Origin of the sequence: Bifidobacterium ruminantium DSM 6489 (assembly GCF_000770925.1) — a bacterium.
Lineage (GTDB): Bacteria > Actinomycetota > Actinomycetes > Actinomycetales > Bifidobacteriaceae > Bifidobacterium > Bifidobacterium ruminantium.
In genome coordinates this window covers 1-16,694 of the sequence record NZ_JDTK01000005.1, presented here as the reverse complement: position 1 = coordinate 16,694, position 16,694 = coordinate 1, and the positions used below count along the sequence as shown (strand labels likewise).

Sequence of the window (16,694 nt, the reverse complement as noted above, 5' to 3'; positions counted from 1 at the left end):
GAATCCGCGCACGGCCACAAACAACGGACGCCATCGCAACAGAAAATCCCCCTCACCGAATTGGTACGGGGGATTTTCTGTGCTTAAGCTCAGACGTGTTTCAGCCTGAAGTCATTCGCCGTCGGCCCGGAATGGGTTCCAACGGCGAATGGGGGTGAAATCACTCAGCGACAACCTTCACGAAGAAGTTGGCGGAGATTTCCGGGTGCAGAGCGACGGTCGCTGGGAAGTCACCGGTGGTCTTGATCGGCTCGACGGTGATGTTCTTCGGGTTGACCTCAACCTTGGAGGAGAGCGCGATAGCGATCTTCTCGGCGGAGATGCTGCCGAACAGCTTGCCGGACTCGGAGACCTTGGCGGCGATTTCGACGGTGGTGCCCTCGATGATTCCCTTGGCGGCAACAGCCTCCTCGCGGGTGGCGACGGCCTTGGCCAGACGAGCGCGCTTCATGGACTCAATCTGGGCGGCAGCACCCTTGGACCAAGCGAAGGCCAGGCCCTGCGGGAACAGGTAGTTGCGGGCGTAGCCGGACTTGACGGCCACGACGTCACCCGGGTGGCCCAGGTGGTTGACGGACTTGGTGAGAATAACCTTAGTTTCAGCCATTGTTCAAACCTCTCTAAGATCAGCGGCCGGAAGTGGCGTACGGCAGCAGGGCCATCTCGCGGGCGTTCTTGATAGCCTTGGAGATCTCGCGCTGCTCCTGCACGGTGACGCCGGTGATACGACGGGAACGGATCTTGCCGCGATCGGAGATGAACTTGCGCAGCAGGGCGACGTCCTTGTAATCGATCTCGGTGACCTTCGCCGCCTTCAGCGGGTTCGGCTTCTTCTTAAACGGCTTGACCGGCGGCTGCGGCCTCTTGCGTGACATCTTGATGTTCTCCTTAAAATCTGGAAATTGCTGTGCTTAAGCTGCTTGGTTCGTCGATCCGGTCAGAATTCCGGTTCGTCGCTGTCCCCGCCGAATTCGGAGGAACCTCCGAAGGACTGGGACGCGCCGAAGGAACCAAAGGACGAGCCGGAATTATCCGAGCTGCCCCACGGATCCGAAGCCGGAGCGGACTGTGCGGGAGCGGCGTTGACCGGAGCGGAGGCTCCACCCTGATATCCGGCGCCGCCAGCATAGCTGGAGCCGCCCTGATATCCGCCGTTGTTGCCGCCGAAACCGCCGTTGTTGTTGGCGTTGTTGTAGCCGCCGCGATTGCCGCTGAAGCCTCCGTTGCCGGACGAGCTTTGACGGGTCACCTGGGCGGTCGCGTAGCGCAGGGACGGGCCGATTTCGTCGACCTGCATCTCGATGACGGTTCGCTGGGAACCGTCCTGCGCCTGGTAGGAACGCTGCTGCAGACGGCCTTGCGCGATGACGCGCATGCCCTTGGACAGACTCTGCGCGCAATGTTCGGCCATGTCGCGCCACGCGGAGCAGCGCAGGAACAGGGCCTGACCGTCTTCGAACTGGTTCGAGTTACGGTTCCAGGTGCGCGGAGTGGAGGCGATCGTAAAGCTGGCGACGGCGGCGCCGCTGCCAATGGTACGAATTTCCGGATCGGCCGTGAGGTTGCCCACCACGGTGATTACAGTTTCACCTGCCATGTCGTTACCTACTTACTTTGCAGCTTAGAAAGCTTGGATTACTTACTTGCGAAGAATCTTCGTACGGATGACGGATTCGTTCAGGTTCAGCAGACGATCGAGTTCGTCGCTGGTGGCCGGCTCAGCGGAGTAGTTGACCACGACGTAGTTACCTTCGGTCTTGCCGGCGATTTCGTAGGCAAGCTTGCGACGGCCCCAGATGTCGATGTTCTCGACGGCACCGCCTTCCTTGGTGACAGTTTCCAGATACTGCTCGGTCAGCTTCTTCAGACCGCGCTCATCCAGCTCAGGATCAGCAATGAACATCAGTTCGTACTTATGCGCAGACATCACCCACCTCCTTCGGACTATCGGCCATGGACCTTCCATGGCAGGAGTGTGTATGCGAGCTGCCTTCAGGCATCGATATAGCCATGACGGATATATGAATACGGCTGATGGCAACTTGTACAGGTTAACCCGACGCCGCGACGTATCCGTAGGGATGGGCCGGTAGCGAAACCGTGCGAAAACGTATATGAAAAAGCCCCGCTGTTCGGCGGGGCTTAGTCGGCAGCCGGCGCGAGACGCTCGCGAAGCCGGCGCAAATCCGATAGTGAATCGTACGAAATCGTACGGGAATTTACGAAATCGGAAATCAGGCGTAGATATTGCGCGGACGCATGTCCTCGGGCAGGCCGTTGAGCAGCGTCGAAACGGAACCGGATTCGAACACGGAACGGATGCCAGCCGCCAGCAGCGGAGCCACGGACAGGACGGTCATGTTCGGCAGGCGCTTCTCTTCGGGTACCGGCACGGTGTCGGTGAGCACGATTTCGCGGGCGCCGCAGTCGCGCAGGCGCTCCACGGCCGGACCGGACAGCAGGCCATGGGTGGCGACAAGCGTCACGGACTTCGCTCCGGCATTGTTCAGCGTGCGCACGGCCTCGCAGATGGTGCCGGCGGTGTCGATCATGTCGTCCACGACCACGCAGTCGCGTCCCTTCACGTCGCCGATGATGCCATGCGCCTCGGCATGGTTCGGACGGGTGGTGTCGCGGGTCTTGTGGATGAAGGCGAGCGGCAGTCCGCCAAGCTTCGCGGCCCACTGCTCGGACACCTTGATGCGGCCGGCGTCCGGGGACACGATGGTGGTGTTCTCCAACGGCATGCTGTTGCGCACGTAGTCGAGCAGAATCGGCATGGCGGTCAGATGGTCGACCGGGCCGTCGAAGAAGCCTTGCTCCTGGGCTGCGTGCAGGTCGACCGTCATGATGCGGTCGGCGCCGGCGGAGCGGAACAGGTCGAACATCAAACGCGCGGTGATGGGTTCGCGGCCCTGATGCTTCTTGTCCTGACGCGAGTAGCCAAGGAACGGCGCGACCACGGTGATGGAGCGGGCGGAGGCGCGCTTCATGGCGTCCACCATGATGAGCTGCTCCATGATCCACTTGTTGATCGGCTCGGTGTGGGCCTGCATCACGAAGGCGTCCGCGCCTCGCACCGGTTCGGTGTAACGCACGTACATCTCACCGTTGGCGAAGTCGTATGCCGTGGTCTCCAGCACGTCGGTTCCCAAATATTTCGCGGTTTCCTCGGCTTGCTCGGGGTATGCGCGTCCCGTCACCAAAGCCAGTTTCTTATCCGGAGTGCCTTCGAGAATCGCCGACATGCTTGCCTTCCCAATTGTTCGGTGCGTGAAATTAAGCCAAACTCCAATATAACAATGTGGGTGCCCACGCCACGCGTCTTCTGCGGAAGCGCCTCCCCGTTCCGTCTACTCGGCGTCGGCGAAGGCCTCACGAATCTGCGCCGCGGTGCCGTAGGATGCCTGCGCTCCATATCCGGTGGCCGCGTAGGCCGACACATACGAGGCGAGTTCCGCGGACTGCGACAACGTCATGCCGGAGGCCAGGCCGGCCAGCACGGTACCCATGAACGAATCGCCGCAACCGGTGGTGTCTACTGCCTTGACCCGCACCGGAGCGATGCGCTGGATGCGATGCTCCGGATCGTCCGCCGTGCCATCAAGCACTACGGAGCCGTCGCCGCCGAGCGTCACAATCGCCTGTTCAAACCCGAATCCGCGCAACTCATCGAACGCGTGACGCCAGTCGAACGCGTCCCCATCATCATCCTCCGGTTCCGCGATGCCGAGCAGCTGCGCCATCTCATGCTCGTTGACGAGCAGGATGTCGGAGGCCTCGACCAGCTCCACCGGCAGGGAGGGGGTGAACGGCGAGTCGTTGAGCAGTACCTTCACGCCCGCCTCGTGGCACATGCGCGCAGCTGCGGTGACGGTTTCAATCGGGCTTTCCAGGCACAGGCCCAGCACCGAAGAGCGGGTGAGCGCGTCGCGCACGGATTCCACGTAGTCCACGGTCACCTGCGCATTGGATCCGGGCGAGTACACGATGGTGTTCTCGCCTTGCGCATCCACGGTGATGACGGTAGTGCCGGACGGACCGAGCACGCGGCGCACGTGCGTTGTATTGACGCCTGCCTCGCCGAGCGCTCCGAGCAGGAAGTCGGCGTTGCGGTCCGATCCGACCGCGCCGAACATCTGCACGGTGGCGCCGATACGGGCGGCCGCGGCGGCCTGGTTGCCGGATTTTCCGCCCGGCAGCAGCTGCAGCGGACCTCCGGTGATGGTCTCCCCCGGTCCCGGCAGGCGCTGTGCGGTCACGGTGTAGTCCGCATTCATGGAACCGATCACGGACACGGTGCCGTGGATGCGGTCCAGCGCGGAAAGGATTTCGGTTGCGCTCATGATTGCTTTCCTTTCTTGCGATTATTGCGATTGCCGTCGGTCACTTGGCCGGCCACTCAGTCGGTCACCCGGCGTTGGCGGCGAGGCCGGAAATGCGGGTCATGAATTCGTTGAGGAATCGCGGCACGTCGACGCCGACGGCCACCTTCATGGTTTTGACCGGGTCGTTGAGTCGGGTTTCGTCGCCGATGGTGCGGCCGCGGGTCGGGCCTTCCACGTCGACCTTCATGTTGATGTCGAGCGTGGTGACGAGCGTCGGGTCGACGGCCACGCCAACGGCGAGCGGGTCGTGCAGGCCGCAGCCGCCCAGGTGCGGCGCGGTGGTCTCGTACGCCTTGATGTAGAAGTCGGTCATGTCGGCGAGGAACGTGCCCGCCTTGGTGCCCAGGTCGCGCCACCGCTGGGTTTCCTTGTAGGTGAGCAGGGTCTGCAGGGTCACGTCGAGGCCGACCATGGTGGTCGGCGCACCGGAGCGGAACAGGTAGTCGGCCGCTTCCGGGTCCTGGGAGATGTTGGCTTCCATGCAGGCATTGCAGTTGCCTGGTACGGTCAGCGCACCGCCCATGAGCACGATGCAGCCGATTTCGTCCTTGATTTCCGGCGCTTTCTTGAGGGCCGCCTCGATGTTGGTCATCGGGCCGGTCGGCACGTAGATGAGGTTCTTGCCGTAGGTTTTGATGGCGTCGATGATGAAGTCGACGGCCGATTCGGTTTCCACGGACCGGTTGGAGTCGGGGATGTCGACGTCGCCGATGCCGTTCTTGCCGTGGATGAACGCGGAGATGGGCAGCACTTCGAAGTGGTCGGTGGTGCTGGAGTGCGGCAGGCCTTGGTAGACCTTGACTTCCGGATGGCCGAGCAGGTCGGTGACGGCGAGGGCGTTGCGCACGCCCTGCTCCACGAGCACGTTGCCGTAGGTTCCGGTGATGCCGATGAGTTCGACTTCGGGGCTGCCCAGCGCGTAGGAGATGGCCAGCGCGTCATCGACGCCGGTATCGAGATCCAGAATGAGCTTCTTCATGGTTGCGCCTTTCCTCGTTGACGGATCCGACGGGGGTCCGCCACCACACGGCCCATTATCGTCGGTTGTTTTTCGCGAATTCGAGCACGTTCTCGATTTCGCTGACATCATCCATGATAAAACGCTTTACCAAAAACACAAACCAGACCAATCCTCGCGTGTCGTATACCCCCGGCTCAGCGAAGCCACCAACCGTCAAAACATCCGCGAATACCCGTAAACGCTTATAAACACTTACGCGCAGGCCGCCTGCACCAGTTTTGGCGTCAACACCTTCCCCTGCGGTTCGGCAAGCCACGGCCGTCCCGCGTCGGCTCCACCCCCATTGACCACGCCATCAATCCGCCCGCCCAGCATGCCCCAGCAGGCCGCGGCGAGATCGCCCACGCTCTGCTCGACGGTGGTCATACGCCAGCCCAGGCCGAATCGCTTCAGAATATTGTCGTATCCGATCACCTGCATGTCCTCGGTGACGTGCAGCCCACGCTCCGCCATGCGCTGGCGGAAGCCGAGCGCCATCACGTCGTTGCAGCAGAACACCGCGGTGGCACCGCCGTCGATGATCCGGTCGGCCGCGCGGTAACCGCTGGCGAAACGATAGTCGCCAGCGACGCACAGGGCTGGGTCGAGCCGCTCCCCCGCCTGTTCGAGCGCGTCCGCGAAACCACGACGACGGTCTGCCGCGCTCGACTCCGCCACATCGCCGGTCACGATGCCGATGCGCTTATGCCCGCCTTCCAGCAGGTACTGCGCCGCCAATCGCCCGCCAAGATAATTGTCGAAACCGACCGCATCACACCAACCGCACCGCGCCAGACGATCAATCAGCACCACCGGGCAGGTGATGCGCTCCACGTCCGCGCGCAGGTCGGCGCCGACACCATCGGAGCAGGACTCACGCGCAGGAATCAGCAGGATACCATCCACCCCACGGGAAGAGAGCCGCCGTAGCAGATCATGCTCGGTGACGCGCGAATCGTCGGAATTGGCCACGATCAGCGAATACCCCTGCGTGGCGCATTCGTCCTCGACGCATTTGGCCAACGCCGCGAAGAACAGGTTCTCGACATCGGGCACGATGAGCGCCACCAGCTTGGATTGCTTGGTGACCAGGCTGCGCGCATTCTGGTTGGGCACATAGTTGAGCTGCTTCACGGCCTGCGCGATCGCCTCGCGCTTTTCAGTGGACACGCGTGCCGGGCGGTCGTTGAGCACCAGCGACACCGTGGTCATGGACACCCCCGCAGCGGCCGCCACATCCTTCAGTGTTGCCCTCCGTGCCATCAGAACCCCCTTAAAACGTTTCCCCTATCAGCATAAAACGTTGCTTTCCCAAGACGCGCGCAGCGAAATCTCCGGTAAAAATGTCCTCAAAGCCAAAAACCATCGACCTTTTTCCGACGGAATTCCGTTTCACACGGTATGTTGAGAGGGCCGCAGGGCGCATCGGCGCGAAGCGGAGAAGAGCGGAAGGACCCCATGAAGAAGCGTCAGGTTCGGGCGACTGCAGCGATCGCAGCCACCGCCACCGCCGCCATCGCAACGATTGCACTGGCGGCAATGGCAATCACCATGAACGGCAACACCCGAGAAATGGCACAACCAACAGACGAACAATCCGACTCCAGCAACGAAACCCTCACCGTAAGCCCCGCCGACAGAACGCTCTTCGACCGCGACCTCGAACGCTCGCAGAACCGACGCCGCAACCACTGCCGCGACCATCAGCACAATCGCCAACGCAGCGCCAGCAGCGGAGGCCACAAGGGGGATGACACCGTGCAGCCATGCGCAGACAAATACTGAGGCAGACAAATAACAAGCGCCGTCACCCAGCACAGCACACCCCGCCCAGCCCACGACAATCACGCAACAATCACATGCAACAAAACGCACATATAGCATTTACGCTATACTAAACGCATGAGCATGATCGAGGAACTGAAGCAACAACGGCTCCAACTCAAACTGAGCCAAGACCAGGTGGCGGCAACGATGGGCACCACGCAATCGGCTCTTTCACGCGCGGAACGAGGCGGCAATCCGACACAGGATTTCCTGCAACGATACGACGACGCGTTGCGCTCGCTGTCAGCCAGCGGCTCCGGTGGCACCGGAGACCCCTCCGGCAATGGCAGCAAAGGCAGCAATGGCAACATGTCCGTCGAAACAAGCAACGGCAACGCGCGCAGCAGCACAGTGGAAATCGCCACCATACGTTTCATCATCGGCAAAATCGCACGAAAATACGGTCTCAGCGAGGTATACGTATACGGTTCTACGGCGCGGGGCGAAGCCGATGCCGATTCGGATATCGATCTGCTTTATCGGTCCGCAGCGGGCAGCCGCCTCAACATGATGCGTCGAGAGTCGCTACAACGCGAATTGGAAGACGCCTTCAGACGGGAAGTATCGCTCACTTCGCTGGATTCGCTGCAGCATAACGCGCAACGCAGCCGGGCGAGCCGACGCTTCTATCAGCACATCCAGCCGGATATGATCAGGGTGGCATGATGACGCGCAGACATACCGACCAGCGGTTCCGCGACGAAACCAACCTCATCCGCCTCGTCGAGCATCTGCAACGGGCACACGACGACGCTTCGGCCGCCGGCTCGGCCGAAAAGCTTGAATCCGATTACATGCGATTCAATTCCGTGGCGATGGATATGGTGCAGGCCCAGGAATCCGCGCGACGGCTTTCCGACGACTTCCGTGAAACGGTTCCGCAGCTTCCATGGAACGAGCTGCGCGCCTTGCGCAACGTCATCGTGCACGAATACGACGGCATCGACGCCTTCGCCCTGTACGCTTCGGCCACGTCCGACGCCGAAGCGCTCCTCGCCAGGCTACGCCCCTACGTCGATTCCATCGAAGACTGACGCCGACACTCACTGGCCTTGCGCACGACGACGCTTCGGCCACCACCCCGCCATCATTCACCGTCAGTACCTGCCGACAGATAAAACGCTCGACATAAAACACTATCCATTGTATAGTGAATATCTATACAATATATAGTTTTTGCGAAATCAACAAAAGGAGCGTACTCATGGGCAGCGCAATAGTCAACGTGCGTTTGGACAGCGAAACACAGCAGGCCATGAAGGCGCTGTGCAAGGAACTGGGAATCAGCATGAGCGCCGCATTCGCCATGTTCGCAAAAACCATGGTCCGAGAGCGCCGCATCCCATTCGAGGTCACCGCCGACCCCTTTTATTCGGCGCAGAATTTGGATCATCTGCGCCATAGCGTCGCACAGCTCGACTCCAAAGACGCTCATCCTCATGAACTCATCGAGGACTGACGCCAATGCTCAAAACCTTCACCGATGACGCCTGGAACGATTATCTGTACCGGCAGTCTCAGGACAAGAAAACATTGAAGCGCATCAATCAGCTCATCAAAGACATCGAACGTAACGGCGTCGGCCAAGGCATCGGCATGCCGGAACCGTTGAAGTGGGAGTTTCAGGGATTCTGGTCACGTCGCATCGATCAGAAAAACCGTCTTGTCTACCGAGTCAGCCAGGACCAGACGCTTGAAATCATCGCATGCCGCACCCACTACGGCAGCACCTGACGTTCCAGACGAAGTCCCGCCCCCTATTCAGCTTTACACCAATAACGAATTTGCCTTGAAACCCGTAGCGAAGTATGCTGAAATGTTTTATATCGAAATGCTTTTATGCATTGCAAGCCACTACGCAGAAAGGTGAACCATGGCCTTAATGAACGTTATGGACGTAGCGGACTTCTTCATCTCGACCGCCAACGAAGGCGATCCGGAAGAAGATGACGGCATCACCAACATGAAACTCAACAAACTGCTGTTTTTCGCGCAAGCGGCAAGCCTGCAACGCTTCGGCAAACCACTCTTCGACACACCCCTAGAAGCTTGGAAATACGGTCCTGTCGTAAAAGACGTCTACCGAACATTCAAAGGATACCAACGAGATTCCATCACCAAAGTCGCCCAACCATTCGACTGGCAAACCGTCCAGCCCGAAGTGCTGGAACTCCTATGCGACGTATACCGCACTTATGCGCGAGACTATTCGGCAACAGGCCTGATGCGTATGACACACAAGCCAGACACCCCATGGTCGAAAGTGTATCAACCCAACCAAAACAACGAAATCCCCTGCGAACTCATCGATGAATGGGTGAAGCGCTCGCCATTGCATATCGATAAGGATCCGACGCCCGACAATCAGGTGACGATTGCCAAGCTCGATGCATCCGGCCATCCGTTCCTTCCCGAAGGATGGGAAGAAGATTGACCGATGTACGTCCATGGCAAATTTGGAGGGTCTGGTTCCCTTTTCGAGAGGATCCGACAAACGGGAAATACCGACCTGTCGTAATCAAGGAAATCACCGAAGACGGTTGCGTGGTGATTTATGTGACGTCGCAAGTCGGCAAGACCAATTTCCCGGACTTCTTGCTTATTCATAATTGGGAAGAAGCCGGACTCAACCGAGCATCCGCGGTTCGATATCGGAGATTACTCAAGATTCCGTTGAGTGCACTTGGCGAATACGTCGGTGAGCTTTCTCCCTATGATCGCATTGAGCTGCAGATGAAATACCAATTCCACTGACGCTCATTGGTCTTGCGCGCGGTAGCGGGCTTCGGTGACCACCTTGGCCGGCTCCCACCAGTCGCGGTGGTTCGTATACCAATCGATCACGCCCTGCATGCCGCGTTCGAAATCCGTATGCGCCGGCCGCCATCCCAATTCAGTACGCAGCTTGGTCGGGTCGATGGCGTACCTGCGGTCGTGGCCAGGTCGGTCGCACACCCAGTCGAATGCATCCTCCGGCTGCCCCATCAACCGCAATATCATGCGCAAAACATCGATATTGCTTCGCTCGCCATCGGCGCCAATCAGATACGTCTCGCCAATGCTACCGCGCGTCAGAATCTCCCATACGGCCGACGAATGGTCATCCACGTGAATCCAGTCGCGCACGTTCGCGCCGGTGCCGTACAGTTTCGGCCGCATGCCTTCCAGAATGGACGTGATCTGCCGTGGAATGAACTTCTCCACATGCTGGTACGGGCCGTAATTGTTGGAACAGTTGGAAATGGTGGCCCGCAGACCGTATGTGCGCACCCATGCGCGCACCAGATGGTCGGACGCGGCTTTCGACGCACTGTACGGACTGGACGGACGGTATGGCGAACGTTCGGTGAAGCGCTCCGGATCATCCAACGCGAGGTCGCCGTACACTTCGTCGGTGCTGATGTGGTGGAACCGCACGTCATATGCGCGCGCCGCCTCCAGCAGCCGCATTGTGCCTTCCACGTTGGTGGCGATGAATGGCTCCGGATCGGCGATGGAATTGTCATTGTGCGATTCCGCGGCGAAGTGCACAATGGCGTCGCATTCCGGCACCAGACGGTTGAGCAGCGCGGTGTCGCAGATATCCCCCACCACCAGTTCGACTTGCGATTGCGGCAGTCCCGCGATGTTCTCCGGATTGCCCGCATACGTCAGCTTGTCCAGTACGGTGACGTGCACGTCCGGATGATTGCGCGCCACGTACCGAACGAAATTGGCGCCGATGAACCCACATCCGCCGGTCACCAGAATATGCTTCGGCCTGAAACCATCATTCTCTCTCATGCTGCTCACCGCTCCAGCATACCTTCCATCACCACGCAATCACGCATCTCCGGCTCTACCCCCCATTCCGACACCGACTTCATCATGTTTACCCTTCAGACATTTTCCAGATACCGTCAAGACACCTACTCGTCCAGACACACTGGCTAATATATAGCTCGGTTTTACATGCTCATAAACCCCCGTTTACACAAGGGGTTATTTGCCGTGAAGGAAGCGACGATGCCTTATATCCAGTCTGCCGTTCATGCCTTCGAGCCTTCATACGTCAGGCATTCCAAACAATCGTTTATAGGCGGAACTTACCGGATACTGGCTGACGAGAGCATGATAGACACCCCCTCTTGTTTCGATGTGCGCCACCGCGCGGAACTGTACACGCATAAAGCCCCTCTTCATGCGGAACCCGCGCACCGAAGCATCTACATACCGGAAACGGAAACGTCCGTCGCACCATGTGATACGGATATTCTTGCGATTACGGACGAGCAGCATATTTCCTCTTTTGCTGCAGAGGCGCAAGTTAATGGCAATCACGCATTACAGGCAATGCCGCGCACTCTTCAAACGGTTCGGACGGCCCTGACGACTGCCGGGCATAGCTTAAAACGAACGGGTTACGCTATTGCCAGCGCGACCCGCACCACTGCATGCACCGCATGCGCCGCTGCAACCACGGTACGTAACGCATGGCATACCTTCACGAGTTTCAAAGCCATCCAGCTCATCATCAAGTTCTTCCGGGGTGCGCAGGCCTTGTGGAAGAAACGCATGAAGTTCTCCTATGCGTTCTATACCGCGATATTCTTCCTGCTCACTTCCTTCGAAGTATTATTCATCCAATGGGGCATGTATAGCAAGCCACACTATGCTAAAGGCACACATGTCAGCCAAGCAACAAAAATTCTAAATAGTGTTGCAGGTCAACTTACCAAATTCGTAAGTCAAATGTGGCTGGAACAGAAATATCTATTCCTGATTAATTTCGTTGCCCTCGCTTTAATCTATCTGGCTCTGATTTGCATATGCAATAGATTCTGGATTGCAACTGCGACATTCGGCTCTGTGATGTCCATCTATGCCGTAGCCAATATGCTTAAAGTTCAGCTTCGCGGCGAACCGATAATCCCAGCCGATTTATCTTTCCTCTCCGGAGGAGATACCGGAAATATCGTTTCTTTCATTCCTAAAGACAGCGAAGCATTCATTAGCTCTGCTGTTACAACCCTTCTTTGGTTCTTAGTCGTATGTTTCATCTGTTTTGTTCTAGACGGAAGAAGGAAATTCATTTACTGTTCTTGGACGCATCCGTTCACGTCAATCAAGAATATCCTCGGCAATCTAACACGCATCATCGCAGCTGTATTGAGTGTTGCGATCTTCTTCTCATTTACTTGGAATCTCAGCACACCTAATTCATGGTCATATAAGTGGATTAGGGATATGGGATACAAAGCAGAGCTTTGGAACCCAACCGACGACGCCCAAGCCAATGGCCCTGCAATCTCCTTCCTCAATCTCACCCATGTCAAAGCAATGGATGAGCCAAATGGCTACAGCAAAGAAACCATGCAGAAGCTGGCACAACGCTATAACAAAGAAACTGTGCTCATTAACAAAAACAGGGCGAATAACCTTACCGACAACAATGTTGTCATGATTTTGTCCGAATCTCTTTCAGATCCGACACGTGTTCCAGGCATCGCATACGACATCGATCCAATGCCCTATATCAGGAGCCTTAAAAATACAACCACTTCAGGTCTGATGTTGTCTCCAGGCTACGGTGGCGGTACCGCCAATATTGAGTACCAAGCCCTTACGGGTCTGAATCTCGCCAACTTCAACAGCTCTTTGACGGTTCCTTATCAGCAGCTTGTCCCCACACAGAAAAGTCCTTATTCGTTCAATCAAATCTGGAACCAAAAGTATGGATCAAATGGATCCACCGCTGTTCATCCGTATTACAGCAGCATGTACCTGAGAAATACGAATTACAATAAGTTCAAATTCTCATATTTCTATACTCTTGATAGCAAGAAACCAATATGGCATCAGCATCATATCGACAAATCACCAGATGTCGACGATGCTTCTACCTATCAGTGCATTCTTGACCTTTTGAATAAGCAAGACACAACAAATAATGGCAATCCACAATTCCTTCAACTTGTCACTATGCAAAATCATCTTCCCTACAACGATTGGTATGACAATAACGAATTTAAGGATGCAGACGTTTCAGAGAATCTAGGCTACTGGGATCGATATTCGATTGACACATATGCAAAAGGCGTCAATTACACTGACAAGTCCACGCTGGCTTTTCTGGAATCCCTCAACAAGTTGGATAAACCTGTCACTGTTATTTTCTACGGAGACCATCTTCCGGGAATCTACGACAATGCAAGTAAGGACAAGAATAACGCGCTCACCTTGCATGAGACGGATTACTTCATATGGTCCAATAACGCTTCAAAGTCAAGAGGCATTAAAATTGACCACGCAACATCCTACACATCATCCAATTACTTCATGGCGATGGCTGCGGAGCATATGAATGCAAAGGTGTCGCCATACTTGGCCTTACTCACTAAATTGCGCGAAAACGTACCCGCCATCAGCCGAATTGTCGTTCAAAAAGGCGGACGTAGTAAAGGTAACGCAACTTATCTCGATTCGAATGGCGACGAAATCGAAAAGCAAAAACTATCGAAAACAGCGAAACAGTTGCTTAAGGACTACGAGCTTGTTCAGTACGATCAAACGTCAGGCAAAGGATATTTGCAAAATACAAAATTCACTCAAGTTCCCAGTAAGTAGTATTTTCCATAATGGATGCGCAACATATCTAGCAGGAGAAGCATTATGAGGATCGCGGTCGCAGGAACCGGTTACGTTGGATTGTCCGTCGCATTGCTGCTTTCCCAGCATAACGAGGTTCACGCCCTTGACATCGTTCCTGAGAAGGTCGAGCTGCTGAACAGTGGCAAAAGTCCGATTGTCGATCCGGTAATCACCGATTTTCTGGAGAAGAACGCCTCCGGTGAGCGGCCGCTCGATTTCCATGCCACCATCGACGCGCAGGAAGCATATACGGATGTCGATTTCGCAGTGATTGCGACACCGACAAATTACGACGAGAAGAAGAATTATTTCGATACCTCCAGCGTTGAAGCTGCGATTGTCGCGGTACGCCAGTACTCGCCGCATGCCTGGATTGTGATCAAGTCCACCATTCCAGTTGGCTATACGCAGCAGCTTCGTGAGAATTTAGATGACGACTACATTCTGTTCTCTCCCGAATTCCTGCGCGAAGGCCATGCTCTGTATGACAATCTGCATCCAAGCCGCATTGTTGTCGGAGCTCCGCAAAATGATGCCGAATCCGTTGAAGCCGCGCACCAGTTTGCATCTTTACTCGCCGAAGGCGCCGATCCAAGCGAGGCGTCCCGTATCAATCATGATGGCAGCACCGGCATCCCTACTCTGGTGGTTGGCACCACCGAAGCGGAGGCCATCAAATTGTTTGCCAATACCTATCTGGCTCTCCGCGTGGCGTATTTCAATGAACTTGACACCTATGCGGAAAGCCGAGGACTGAACACCCGGGAGATTATCGACGGCGTATGCTTTGATCCGCGCATCGGCGACGGATACAACAACCCCAGCTTTGGCTATGGTGGATACTGTTTGCCGAAGGATACCAAGCAGCTGCTTGCCAACTACAATCAGGTGCCGCAGAACCTCATCGAGGCCATTGTGGATGCGAACCGCACCCGCAAGGAATTCGTTGCCTCCGAGGTGATGGAACGCATCAAGGACGTGCAGAATCCGGTCATCGGCATTTATCGACTGACCATGAAATCTGGCTCCGACAATTTCCGTCAGTCCGCCATCCAGGACGTGATGAGGCAGTTCAAAGCCAATGGCATCCCCGTGCTCATCTACGAGCCCACACTGGACAAGCTCGACTTCCAGGGCAGCGAGGTCACCCACGATCTCAGCGAATTCAAGGCGCGCACGTCAATCATCGTGGCAAATCGCTGGGATAACAATCTCGCAAATGTTGGAGGCAAAGTCTACACACGCGATTTATTCTGCAGAGACTGAACACCCCCTAAAGCGATGCCGTTTGATCAAAAACAGCAATCGTGACCCGATTTTGGGTGGCTACTGAAAATTCACTCCTTCTGTTCCAATGAAAATAGCACTGTCAAGCGTAACGATGTTTGATTCCCATCATTGGAACAAATAGCAAGAATCCTGTGCATCGAAATCAGAAGGAGCTGGATTGAGACGTACTTGGATATTTGAACGTATGTGCGAGACCAGCCACGTTTAATGAAGGTGGCCGACCAGCCACTCTTCGTCTCAGTCATGTATGATTCACCCCAGTTACACCATATACCGAACGAATCGCCCCGATTGATAGTATATGGACCGGTGTTGTTCACATCGAAATCCACTGGCTGTCTGCCATTAACTGTGGCTAAGCCGTCTTGCAGACTTCGCATAGTGGTCCAACTCCTGCAATGCGGCTTTATTGTTGTCCGTGCGGAACTGGTAGGTCGCCAACCGATCCGAAATATCCCAACCACCAGACACACGCCTACTGGACGTCTGATGCAACAGCCACGGAGGCATACCCTCCCACAAATAAGTCACACGCGCCCTCGACGGATCAAATCAGTCAATCTGCAAGTTGCCGTCGGCCCCGTCGAGCGCCAACTCATCACGCAGATACGAACCCAACACAGGAGAGGAAGGCGCCACAGGCGTGCCACTGCCCACGGAGATCAGACGATCGTTCTCCGACCCGTCCGCCGTATAGTTATGCGTGCCCGTCCTCGCGTACGGATTGTACTGGCGGTACACCGGAACGGAACCGCCCGAACGCCAGCCAACACCCTCGTACGACCAGCCCACGGAAACGAGATGATCACGCTCCGACACATCCGACGTATAGAAATGCTCACCCGTGTAATGGTCATACAAACGATACATCGACACCGACGAGCCCGACGACGCCCAGACCGGAACCGGCACGCACGACAACGGAACCAGCGCGAGCACCGCCGCCACACTCGAGGTCCCCCTCCAAGCATACCCCTCCACGACACGGGCACGCCGCCACGGAACAGGAAGGGGCGGACCCGCCCCGAAAGACGAGCCCGCCCCAACGGAAAGGAGCGCGGCCGGAACTACTTGGCGGACACGGCGTACCAGCCCACGCCCTCGGCACGCCAGCCCACGGAGACCAGACGATCGTTCTCCGACCCGTCCGCCGTATAGTTATGCGTGCCCGTCCTCGCGTACGGATTGTACTGGCGGTACACCGGAACGGAACCGCCCGAACGCCAGCCAACACCCTCGTACGACCAGCCCACGGAAACGAGATGATCACGCTCCGACACATCCGACGTATAGAAATGCTCACCCGTGTAATGGTCATACAAACGATACATCGACACCGACGAGCCCGACGACGCCCAGACCGGAACCGGCACGCACGACAACGGAACCAGCGCGAGCACCGCCGCCACACTCGAGGTCCCCCTCCAAGCATACCCCTCCACGACACGGGCACGCCGCCACGGAACAGGAAGGGGCGGACCCGCCCCGAAAGACGAGCCCGCCCCAACGGAAAGGAGCGCGGCCGGAACTACTTGGCGGACACGGCGTACCAGCCCACG

Annotated in this window: 20 protein-coding genes; 9 read left to right on the top strand and 11 right to left on the bottom strand. The window is 57.0% G+C overall.

Translation table 11 applies throughout. The features are described 5' to 3' along the window. Positions 1 to 160: 160 nt before the first annotated feature. The 8 genes from rplI to OU26_RS03470 form a co-directional block, all read right to left on the bottom strand. Positions 161 to 607 carry a 50S ribosomal protein L9 gene (gene rplI, locus OU26_RS03505; RefSeq protein WP_026646899.1) on the bottom strand — a complete coding sequence of 149 codons (447 nt, stop codon included), beginning with the start codon at positions 605 to 607 and terminating at the stop codon, positions 161 to 163. A gap of 19 nt (positions 608 to 626) precedes the next feature. Continuing rightward, positions 627 to 875 (bottom strand): 30S ribosomal protein S18, encoded by a 249-nt coding sequence (rpsR, locus tag OU26_RS03500; RefSeq protein WP_003810112.1) that lies wholly within the window; start codon positions 873 to 875, stop codon positions 627 to 629. Between the two features lie 62 nt (positions 876 to 937). Further along, complete coding sequence (locus tag OU26_RS03495; RefSeq protein WP_026646898.1) at positions 938 to 1,597, bottom strand: single-stranded DNA-binding protein; 660 nt, start codon at positions 1,595 to 1,597, stop codon at positions 938 to 940. A 42-nt stretch (positions 1,598 to 1,639) separates the two neighbouring features. Then, complete coding sequence (gene rpsF / locus OU26_RS03490) at positions 1,640 to 1,927, bottom strand: 30S ribosomal protein S6 (protein ID WP_003810120.1); 288 nt, start codon at positions 1,925 to 1,927, stop codon at positions 1,640 to 1,642. Between the two features lie 307 nt (positions 1,928 to 2,234). After that, positions 2,235 to 3,248 carry a ribose-phosphate diphosphokinase gene (locus OU26_RS03485; protein ID WP_026646897.1) on the bottom strand — a complete coding sequence of 338 codons (1,014 nt, stop codon included), beginning with the start codon at positions 3,246 to 3,248 and terminating at the stop codon, positions 2,235 to 2,237. A gap of 105 nt (positions 3,249 to 3,353) precedes the next feature. Then, complete coding sequence (locus OU26_RS03480; RefSeq protein WP_026646896.1) at positions 3,354 to 4,346, bottom strand: ribokinase; 993 nt, start codon at positions 4,344 to 4,346, stop codon at positions 3,354 to 3,356. A 64-nt stretch (positions 4,347 to 4,410) separates the two neighbouring features. Further along, positions 4,411 to 5,367 (bottom strand): nucleoside hydrolase, encoded by a 957-nt coding sequence (locus OU26_RS03475; RefSeq protein ID WP_026646895.1) that lies wholly within the window; start codon positions 5,365 to 5,367, stop codon positions 4,411 to 4,413. A 234-nt stretch (positions 5,368 to 5,601) separates the two neighbouring features. Continuing rightward, positions 5,602 to 6,651, bottom strand: coding sequence for a LacI family DNA-binding transcriptional regulator (locus tag OU26_RS03470; RefSeq protein WP_026646894.1), 1,050 nt, complete (start codon positions 6,649 to 6,651; stop codon positions 5,602 to 5,604). A gap of 195 nt (positions 6,652 to 6,846) precedes the next feature. On the opposite strand from OU26_RS03470, the gene OU26_RS03465 reads away from it, so the two are divergent. The 7 genes from OU26_RS03465 (at position 6,847) to OU26_RS03435 (ending at position 9,969) form a co-directional block, all read left to right on the top strand. Next, complete coding sequence (locus OU26_RS03465) at positions 6,847 to 7,173, top strand: hypothetical protein (RefSeq protein ID WP_026646893.1); 327 nt, start codon at positions 6,847 to 6,849, stop codon at positions 7,171 to 7,173. Positions 7,174 to 7,290: 117 nt separating this feature from the next. Further along, a complete protein-coding gene (locus tag OU26_RS09630; RefSeq protein ID WP_237743849.1) occupies positions 7,291 to 7,881 on the top strand; it encodes a helix-turn-helix domain-containing protein in 591 nt (196 codons plus the stop codon). After that, positions 7,878 to 8,249 (top strand): HepT-like ribonuclease domain-containing protein, encoded by a 372-nt coding sequence (locus OU26_RS03455; protein WP_026646891.1) that lies wholly within the window; start codon positions 7,878 to 7,880, stop codon positions 8,247 to 8,249. The genes OU26_RS09630 and OU26_RS03455 overlap by 4 nt, the downstream gene beginning before the upstream one ends. A 170-nt stretch (positions 8,250 to 8,419) precedes the next feature. Further along, positions 8,420 to 8,674, top strand: a complete 255-nt coding sequence (locus OU26_RS03450) for a type II toxin-antitoxin system RelB/DinJ family antitoxin (protein ID WP_026646890.1) — start codon at positions 8,420 to 8,422, stop codon at positions 8,672 to 8,674. Between the two features lie 5 nt (positions 8,675 to 8,679). Then, positions 8,680 to 8,949, top strand: coding sequence for a Txe/YoeB family addiction module toxin (locus OU26_RS03445; RefSeq protein WP_026646889.1), 270 nt, complete (start codon positions 8,680 to 8,682; stop codon positions 8,947 to 8,949). Between the two features lie 139 nt (positions 8,950 to 9,088). Further along, positions 9,089 to 9,649: a Panacea domain-containing protein gene (locus tag OU26_RS03440; protein WP_081815666.1), complete on the top strand. Its 561-nt coding sequence runs from the start codon at positions 9,089 to 9,091 to the stop codon at positions 9,647 to 9,649. Continuing rightward, positions 9,646 to 9,969 carry a type II toxin-antitoxin system PemK/MazF family toxin gene (locus OU26_RS03435; protein ID WP_026646888.1) on the top strand — a complete coding sequence of 108 codons (324 nt, stop codon included), beginning with the start codon at positions 9,646 to 9,648 and terminating at the stop codon, positions 9,967 to 9,969. Before OU26_RS03440 ends, OU26_RS03435 begins: the two co-directional genes overlap by 4 nt. Before the next feature lie 3 nt (positions 9,970 to 9,972). Here the strand turns inward: OU26_RS03435 and rfbB are convergent, their stop codons facing one another. Then, positions 9,973 to 10,998, bottom strand: coding sequence for a dTDP-glucose 4,6-dehydratase (gene rfbB / locus OU26_RS03430; RefSeq protein ID WP_026646887.1), 1,026 nt, complete (start codon positions 10,996 to 10,998; stop codon positions 9,973 to 9,975). Positions 10,999 to 11,205: 207 nt separating this feature from the next. On the opposite strand from rfbB, the gene OU26_RS03425 reads away from it, so the two are divergent. Together OU26_RS03425 and OU26_RS03420 are read left to right on the top strand one after the other, a co-directional pair. After that, entirely contained in the window at positions 11,206 to 13,821 is a 2,616-nt protein-coding gene (locus OU26_RS03425) for an LTA synthase family protein (protein ID WP_237743850.1), read from the top strand. A 45-nt stretch (positions 13,822 to 13,866) separates the two neighbouring features. Further along, a complete protein-coding gene (locus tag OU26_RS03420; RefSeq protein WP_026646885.1) occupies positions 13,867 to 15,111 on the top strand; it encodes a nucleotide sugar dehydrogenase in 1,245 nt (414 codons plus the stop codon). Positions 15,112 to 15,687: 576 nt separating this feature from the next. Here OU26_RS03420 and OU26_RS09625 read toward each other — a convergent pair. Further along, the gene (locus OU26_RS09625; protein WP_051916218.1) at positions 15,688 to 16,083 is read right to left on the bottom strand and encodes a hypothetical protein; all 396 of its coding nucleotides are present in this window, start codon (positions 16,081 to 16,083) and stop codon (positions 15,688 to 15,690) included. A 119-nt stretch (positions 16,084 to 16,202) separates the two neighbouring features. Beyond that, positions 16,203 to 16,544, bottom strand: coding sequence for a hypothetical protein (locus tag OU26_RS03410; RefSeq protein WP_052114535.1), 342 nt, complete (start codon positions 16,542 to 16,544; stop codon positions 16,203 to 16,205). Positions 16,545 to 16,694: the final 150 nt, after the last annotated feature.

Excerpts from the sequence above, each read along its gene's own strand:
- rpsR (WP_003810112.1), bottom strand. The coding sequence starts at position 875 with ATGTCACGCAAGAGGCCGCAGCCGCCGGTCAAGCCGTTTAAGAAGAAG.
- rpsF (WP_003810120.1), bottom strand. The coding sequence starts at position 1,927 with ATGTCTGCGCATAAGTACGAACTGATGTTCATTGCTGATCCTGAGCTG.
- rfbB (WP_026646887.1), bottom strand. The coding sequence starts at position 10,998 with ATGAGAGAGAATGATGGTTTCAGGCCGAAGCATATTCTGGTGACCGGC.
- OU26_RS03420 (WP_026646885.1), top strand. The coding sequence starts at position 13,867 with ATGAGGATCGCGGTCGCAGGAACCGGTTACGTTGGATTGTCCGTCGCA.
- OU26_RS03480 (WP_026646896.1), bottom strand. The coding sequence starts at position 4,346 with ATGAGCGCAACCGAAATCCTTTCCGCGCTGGACCGCATCCACGGCACC.
- OU26_RS03445 (WP_026646889.1), top strand. The coding sequence starts at position 8,680 with ATGCTCAAAACCTTCACCGATGACGCCTGGAACGATTATCTGTACCGG.
- OU26_RS03455 (WP_026646891.1), top strand. The coding sequence starts at position 7,878 with ATGATGACGCGCAGACATACCGACCAGCGGTTCCGCGACGAAACCAAC.
- OU26_RS03465 (WP_026646893.1), top strand. The coding sequence starts at position 6,847 with ATGAAGAAGCGTCAGGTTCGGGCGACTGCAGCGATCGCAGCCACCGCC.
- OU26_RS09630 (WP_237743849.1), top strand. The coding sequence starts at position 7,291 with ATGAGCATGATCGAGGAACTGAAGCAACAACGGCTCCAACTCAAACTG.
- OU26_RS03485 (WP_026646897.1), bottom strand. The coding sequence starts at position 3,248 with ATGTCGGCGATTCTCGAAGGCACTCCGGATAAGAAACTGGCTTTGGTG.
- rplI (WP_026646899.1), bottom strand. The coding sequence starts at position 607 with ATGGCTGAAACTAAGGTTATTCTCACCAAGTCCGTCAACCACCTGGGC.
- OU26_RS03440 (WP_081815666.1), top strand. The coding sequence starts at position 9,089 with ATGGCCTTAATGAACGTTATGGACGTAGCGGACTTCTTCATCTCGACC.
- OU26_RS03475 (WP_026646895.1), bottom strand. The coding sequence starts at position 5,367 with ATGAAGAAGCTCATTCTGGATCTCGATACCGGCGTCGATGACGCGCTG.
- OU26_RS03470 (WP_026646894.1), bottom strand. The coding sequence starts at position 6,651 with ATGGCACGGAGGGCAACACTGAAGGATGTGGCGGCCGCTGCGGGGGTG.
- OU26_RS03495 (WP_026646898.1), bottom strand. The coding sequence starts at position 1,597 with ATGGCAGGTGAAACTGTAATCACCGTGGTGGGCAACCTCACGGCCGAT.
- OU26_RS03450 (WP_026646890.1), top strand. The coding sequence starts at position 8,420 with ATGGGCAGCGCAATAGTCAACGTGCGTTTGGACAGCGAAACACAGCAG.